We start from the raw sequence: 6,215 nt of genomic DNA on the forward strand, positions 1-6,215 counted from the left end.
GGGGGGGGGTTGGGGGCCCCGGCCCCCTAGGCCCCCCCCCCGCCCGCCCCCCGAGCCGCGGGGGCTCGCCGCCCGGCGCCTGTGCCAACACCTCACGTTCCTCGGACATCCCCTCATCCCCTTCACACGTCCGTTTCCGGCCCCCGCGTTCCGGCGGGGCGGAGATGATCATGGAATGAGCGCGCGCCGATGACCCGAGTAGGCGACTACTCGATCACCGCGCGCGAGGGCACTCGGGTGTGCGCCGATGCGCCCGCGGCTCAGGCGGGTTCACGCACCAGGCTCAGCGCCTGGACCGGGCAGCTGTCCACGGCGAGCTCGACCAGGTCGCGGTCGGCCTCGGCGACGGCGTCGGTGGCGATGGTGACGATGCCGTCGTCGTCGACGCGGAACAGGTCGGGAGCGAGCGCCTCGCACATGCCGTGGCCTTCGCAGCGGTTCCGATCGGCGATCAGTTTCATCGGGTGATCCTTTCCAGCCGGATGGGCAGGCCGTCGGCGGGGGTGGGGCCGGTGCCGGCGACCAGCAGCGGCTCATAGCCCTCGGGGACCGACCAGCGGAAGTTCAGCAGCATCTGGTGCAGCACCGCCTTGACCGTCATGCCCCCGAAGTACAGGCCGATGCACTTGTGCGCGCCGCCACCGAACGGCGACCAGGCGAAACGGTGCGCCTTGTCCTCGCGCCGCTCCGGCGAGAACCGCTCCGGGTCGAACTCGTCGGGGTCGCTCCAGTACTTCGCCATCCGCATCATCATGTACGGCCCGCACATGACCAGGGTGCCCTTGGGCACGAAGTGGCCGCAGATGTCGGTGTCGGCGATGGTCTCGCGGGCCTGCTGGGCGACCGGCGCGTACATGCGCAGGGCCTCCTTGAAGGCCATGTCCAGCAGCGGCATCGAGTCGAGGTCGTCGTAGCCGAGCGAATCCTTGCCCAGCGCGCGGGCTTCCTCGCGCAGCCGCTCCTGCCACCGCGGGTGCCTGCCCAGCTCGTAGCAGAGCATGGAGGTGGCGATGGTGCTGGTGTCGTGCGCGGCCAGCATCACGAAGATCATGTGCTGGACCACCTCTTCGTCGGTGAAGGTGTGGCCCTCGTCGGTGGTGGCCTTGCTCAGCACGCTGAAAAGATCCGCGCCGTCGCCTGCGCGCTTGGCGTCGATCTCGCGGCGGAAATACTCCTCGAGCTTGCGGCGGCCGCGCAGCCCGCGCGCCCACACCCCGCCGGGCACGTTCGCCCGCACCATCGCGGTGCCGCCGTGCACGGCGTCGTCGAAGGCGTGCGCCAGCGCCACGCTCTCCGGGCCGAGCTGCGCGCCGACGAACACCTCGGTGGCCTGGTGCAGCAGCAACTGCTTGACCGCGGTGTGCAGGTGGAAATCCGGCGCGGGCTGCCAGGAGGTGATGCCGCGGCGCAGCAGCGGAGTGGTCAGATCCTGGTAGCCGACCAGGCGCGGCCGGGTGAAGGCCTGTTGCAGGATGCGCCGGTGGAACATGTGGTCGTCGAAGTCGCGCAGCAGCACGCCGCCGTGGAAGAACGGGCCGATCAGCCATTCCCAGCCGCGTTGGGCGGAGAACACCTTCTTGCGGTCCATGAGGACTTCCTCGAAGGCCTCCGGTCCGTTGACGGTGACCACCTGGCGGCCGAGCACGCCGAGCCAGGAGACCGGGCCGAGCCGTTCGAAGCGCTCGCGGGAAAAGGTCATCGGGTCGGCGAGGGTGTGCAGGGTGTAACCGATGCCCGGCGGGCCGTAATCGCCGAGCGTCGGCTTCAGGCCACTGCCTGCGGGGGGCTCCGCGAGCGGGGTCACCTCCGCGTGGTAGCGCCTGAGCATCTTCACGCCCGCGCGCTGCACCTGCCAGGACAGCTTGGTGCGCAGGTGCCGTGCGGTGTCGGAGACCGTGGTGGTCTTGTTGGGCAGGAGCAGACTCATGGCCGAATTCCCTTCGCGACGCTGCGAGTGATCTCGACCATATCGGAAACAACCGTTTCCGTACACGGTTGTTTCCCAATTCCGGCTGTGGAAAGCTGACCGGATGACGCGCGCACCCTCGGGCACCTACCGCGGGGCCTCCACCGAGGAACGTCGCGAGGACCGCCGCCGCCGCCTGCTCGACGCCGCCCTGGAGATCATCGGCACCCAGGGGCTGTCCGCGCTGACCGTGCGCGGGGTGTGCGAACGAGCCAGGGTCGGGCCGCGCTTCTTCTACGAGGCCTTCCCCGATCTCGACGCCCTCGCCGTCACCCTGCTCGAGGAGTTGCAGACCTCCGCGCTCGACCGCGCCCGCGCGGCGGTGGCCGCCTGCGCCGGCACCCCGGCCGAGCGGATCAGAGCGGGCGTCGGCGCCATCATCGGCGAACTGATCGACGATCCACGGCGGGCCAACATCGTCTTCGCCCAGGCCTTCGGCAGCGAGGCGCTCATGCGCTCGCGCTTCGCCAGCATGCGCACCGTGGCCGCCACCATCGTCGAGCAGACCAGGGTCATCCTGAACATTCCCGAGGGCCACGACACCGCGGTGGCCGCGACCTCGCAGCTGATCACCGGCGGCGCCGCGGAACTGGTGCTGGTCTGGCTCGACGGCGGTCTCGACGTCGACCGGCAGGGTCTGATCGACCTGGTCGGCGATTTCACCATCGCCATGATCGAGCGCCTGCCCGCGGTCGCCGACCGCCTGCGCTGAGCCAGGCCACACCCGCCACCCAGGACATTCCCGGCGCGCCGCCGGGCCGGTCACGCGCGAGTTCCGTTAGGGCCGAGAGGATTCCTTCGCACTGGGTAGCCGTCGGCTATACACTCATTTGCAGGTCGGTTGTCCTTTCAATTCAGCGGAGGGCGCGACCGGCGTCACAACGGCGACATCCCCATCGAACGACCGCCCTGCTCATCTGATTACGTTGGGAGGCAAGATGATCCATTCGACCGGGCATCGCGTCGGCCCGCGTCCGACCGGAGGTGCGCGATGATCGAGAGTGCCTACGCCGTCGATGCCTGCCCGAGCGCGACCGAGACGCGCACACCGGCCGCGGGCACGACCGAACCCGAGGGCCCCGCCCAGCACCTGCCCGGCAACAGCATGTGGACGGTGTCCGCGGTGGTGGTCGACGCCGACGGCCCGAGCCCGCGTCCCGGCGTGGTCGCCTCGGCGAATCTGGGCGACGCCGCCGAGCAGTTGTGCGAATACCTGCCGCGGGCAGGCGCCGTGGACGACGACTGCTATCTCGTCGCCCGGGAGGTGCCGCTCATGGCGGGCGGCCCGCAGCAGCGGCGGCGATGCGCCTGGGTCAGCCCGATCCGGCGCGACGGGGCCGGTCAGGCCACCTGGGGGCGATGGATGCGGGCCGAGGAACACCCGTCCTTCCGCCGCACCGGCGCGCTGATCTGGAACTGAGCCGGCGGGGCGGCGCGCGCCCGGCGCGGTCTCAGGTCGGCTCCCTGGCGCCGCGCCCCTTCTTGCCCCGGTACATGGCCGCGTCCGCGGCCCGCAGCAGCGCGTCGACCTCCTCGGGCCGCTCGTCGGCGAATGCCGAACCGATGCTCGCGGCCACTCGCACCGACTCGCCCATGACCTCGACGGGTTCCTCCAGCGAGGCGTGCAGCCGGGCGATCAGCGCCTCCAGCTGGGCACAGCCCGCGCACCGCTCGACCAGCACGGTGAACTCGTCGCCGCCCACCCGCGCGGGCAGCCCCTCCGGTCCCACCGCGACGCGCAGGCGCCTGCCGACCTCACGCAGCACGGTGTCGCCCGCGGCGTGGCCCCACCGGTCGTTGATCTCCTTGAACTCGTCGAGGTCGATGTAGCACAGGCCGATCGGCGCCTCGGCGGCGTCGATGCGGTCGAAGAACAGCGTCCGGTTGGGCAGCCCGGTGAGGCCGTCGTGGTGGGCGTCGTGCCACAGCCGGTCGGCCAGCTGCTTGCGTTCGGTCACGTCGACGGCGACGCCGATGAGAAATCGCATCTGCCCGTGGGCATCCCGCACCGCCGACATGGACAGATCGATGTAGGCCAGGCCACCGTCCGGGCGCACATTCTCCGTCTCCAGCCGGAACCGGTCGATCTCGCCGGAGATCATCCGCTGCAACTGCGCGTAGGCGGCGCCGATGTTGACCGGGCCGAGCAGCTCGGCCACCGACCGGCCCGGCATGGATTCCTGTGGCAGGCCGAGCATTTCGGCGAAGGCGGCGTTGACCTCCAACACCCGGCCGCGCACGTCGACGGTGCCGATGCCGACCGAGGCGCCGGCGAACATGGCCTCGAACCGCGCCTCCGACAGCTGCCGCCGAGCCTCGGCCTCGCGCGCGCGGGCCAGCGCCGCCCCGAGGGTGGCCTCCTGCTCGACCAGGGCCGCGCCCCGCAGCGCGCCGGTGAAGCCCTCGCCGAACTCGGCGGCCACGTCCACCGCCCGGTCACGGTAGTGCTCGAATCCCGGGTCGGTACGCGCGCAGCACGCCTCGGCCATGTCGGTGCAGATGACCCGCACGGTGCGGCTCACCGCCAGCGGGTCGCGGTAGTTGGCGGCGACCAGGCGGGCGGCCACCGCGCGGGCGACGGCCGGTTCGCGTTCACCGCGGATGGCCGCGACCAGGCCGTCGGTCAGATCGCTCAGCAGTGCCTCGATCTCGGTGCGGGTGAGCGCGGGGGCCACGACGCCGTCCAAGGCGTCGGCCCACCGTGCCGCCAGTTCCCGCGCCCCCACCGGCCTCACTTCCCGCGCCGTGCCCGCATCACACCAGCCCGCATCACACCCGCCCGCGTCACACCTTGCGGCCGACACCGGCCAGGGCGAGCGAACGCCCCGGCTCGACGAGCCGGTCGCGGTCGGATTCCGGCCGCCACAACGACAGTTCGACCACACCCGGTTCCACCGGCGCCCATCTGCCGAACATACCCGCGATGTCGGCGGCGGGCCGGAAGTGGATGCCGACGTTGCTGGAGTTGCTCGCGCTGGCGCCAAGAGCGGCGGCGTCGTCGGGCCGCAGTTCCGAGGTCAGATGCGAGATCGCGATGTGGGAGCCGTCGGCGACCGCGTCGTACAGCTCGGCCACCTTGCCCGCCGGGTCGTCGGCGTCGGTCAGCAGGTGCAGCACCGCGATCAGCAGCACGCCCACCGGCTGATCGAGGTCGATCAGCCCCGACTCGCGCACCCTGGCCATCAGGTCGGCGGGCTTGCGCAGGTCGGCCTCGATGGCGTCGGCGTTCGGGTTGCCCGCCAGCAGCGAGCGCGCGTGCATGACCGCGACCGGGTCGATGTCGATGTAGAGCACCCGCACGGCCGGGTCGATCGCCTGGGCCACCTCGTGCACGTTGCCGACGGTCGGAATGCCCGAGCCGATGTCGACGAACTGGGTGATGCCCTCGTCGACGAGAAAGCGCACCGAGCGCCGCAGGAAGGCGCGATTGCTCAGCGCCAGCCTCGGCAGGTCGGGCACCAGTTTCTTGCCCATCTCGGCCGCCATCCGGTCGACCTCGAAGTTGTGCGAGCCACCAAGCAGTGCGTCGTACATGCGCGCAGGGCTCGCCTGCTGCATGTCCACGCCCTCGGGTGCCCATGACGGTCTGTCCATCGAATCCCCTTCACCACGAGCGAATCACCCGCGCCTCGGACGATCCGCGTCCGGGTCGTCGCCGCCCGGAGATGCTCACGCATGGTAGCCCCCTTGTGTGCGCTCTGACGATCCGCACCGGGAGCAAAACCGCAGCTAACAGGCGTATCGACCGTAGAGCTCACCGTGGACTCGAAGTACCCGCCTGCGGGCGCACGGAGATAGATGCAGACATGCGCATCAAAAGACGTTAGGCTGCCCTGTGTGGGTGGTCGATGCCGGGCGATCCCCTCGGACCTACCCGCGCGGGCCGGGTCCCACACGGACCGGCACCCGAGGCGAGGAGAGGACGGCGCGGCATGGGAGAGCGGTGCGGTGCGGCACGGACGACGGCCGCCGACGGGCAGGGCGCGCATGGCGCGCCGGAGGCCGGACACGACCGGGACGAGGCGCGCGCGCACGACGCCGCGCACGCGCCCGGCCACGACCACTCTTCCGGCACGGCACACGGCGGCGACCACGGCCGACGCGGGGGCGGCACGCACGGACACCGCCACGGCCACACCCACGCGGCGCACGGCCACGACCACGGCGTCGGGGACGCATACGCACCACGCAGGCACGGCAACCCCCGTGCGCTGGAGGTGGGGTTAAATGCACGGGAGGTGTGCGTAGG

General features: G+C 71.3%; 6 protein-coding genes and 1 pseudogene. 3 read left to right on the forward strand and 4 right to left on the reverse strand.

Annotated features, from left to right (window positions below; translation table 11 throughout):
• Positions 1–260: 260 nt before the first annotated feature.
• On the reverse strand, positions 261–461 hold the full coding sequence (locus tag QH283_RS21500) for a ferredoxin (RefSeq protein ID WP_280504778.1): 201 nt from the start codon (positions 459–461) through the stop codon (positions 261–263).
• The gene (locus tag QH283_RS21505; protein ID WP_280504779.1) at positions 458–1,927 is read right to left on the reverse strand and encodes a cytochrome P450; all 1,470 of its coding nucleotides are present in this window, start codon (positions 1,925–1,927) and stop codon (positions 458–460) included. Before QH283_RS21505 ends, QH283_RS21500 begins: the two co-directional genes overlap by 4 nt.
• A 103-nt stretch (positions 1,928–2,030) precedes the next feature.
• Between QH283_RS21505 and QH283_RS21510 the strand changes: the two genes are divergently transcribed.
• Both QH283_RS21510 and QH283_RS21515 read left to right on the forward strand, forming a co-directional pair.
• On the forward strand, positions 2,031–2,678 hold the full coding sequence (locus QH283_RS21510; protein ID WP_280504780.1) for a TetR/AcrR family transcriptional regulator: 648 nt from the start codon (positions 2,031–2,033) through the stop codon (positions 2,676–2,678).
• A gap of 279 nt (positions 2,679–2,957) precedes the next feature.
• Complete coding sequence (locus tag QH283_RS21515; RefSeq protein ID WP_280504781.1) at positions 2,958–3,386, forward strand: hypothetical protein; 429 nt, start codon at positions 2,958–2,960, stop codon at positions 3,384–3,386.
• Positions 3,387–3,417: 31 nt separating this feature from the next.
• Here QH283_RS21515 and QH283_RS21520 read toward each other — a convergent pair whose 3' ends face one another.
• Both QH283_RS21520 and QH283_RS21525 read right to left on the reverse strand, forming a co-directional pair.
• Complete coding sequence (locus QH283_RS21520) at positions 3,418–4,692, reverse strand: sensor domain-containing diguanylate cyclase (RefSeq protein WP_280504782.1); 1,275 nt, start codon at positions 4,690–4,692, stop codon at positions 3,418–3,420.
• 58 nt (positions 4,693–4,750) lie between these two features.
• Positions 4,751–5,560 (reverse strand): SAM-dependent methyltransferase, encoded by an 810-nt coding sequence (locus tag QH283_RS21525; RefSeq protein ID WP_280504783.1) that lies wholly within the window; start codon positions 5,558–5,560, stop codon positions 4,751–4,753.
• A 338-nt stretch (positions 5,561–5,898) separates the two neighbouring features.
• Here QH283_RS21525 and QH283_RS21530 point away from each other — a divergent pair.
• Positions 5,899–6,215: pseudogene (locus tag QH283_RS21530) on the forward strand (hypothetical protein); the annotation flags it as partial.

It is taken from the genome of Nocardia farcinica, assembly GCF_029867845.1.
GTDB classification, from domain to species: Bacteria; Actinomycetota; Actinomycetes; order Mycobacteriales; family Mycobacteriaceae; genus Nocardia; species Nocardia farcinica_A.

What these genes read in the sequence shown, in the direction of transcription:
- QH283_RS21500 (WP_280504778.1), bottom strand. Translation starts at nt 461, where the DNA reads ATGAAACTGATCGCCGATCGGAACCGCTGCGAAGGCCACGGCATGTGC.
- QH283_RS21505 (WP_280504779.1), bottom strand. Translation starts at nt 1,927, where the DNA reads ATGAGTCTGCTCCTGCCCAACAAGACCACCACGGTCTCCGACACCGCA.
- QH283_RS21510 (WP_280504780.1), top strand. Translation starts at nt 2,031, where the DNA reads ATGACGCGCGCACCCTCGGGCACCTACCGCGGGGCCTCCACCGAGGAA.
- QH283_RS21515 (WP_280504781.1), top strand. Translation starts at nt 2,958, where the DNA reads ATGATCGAGAGTGCCTACGCCGTCGATGCCTGCCCGAGCGCGACCGAG.
- QH283_RS21525 (WP_280504783.1), bottom strand. Translation starts at nt 5,560, where the DNA reads ATGGACAGACCGTCATGGGCACCCGAGGGCGTGGACATGCAGCAGGCG.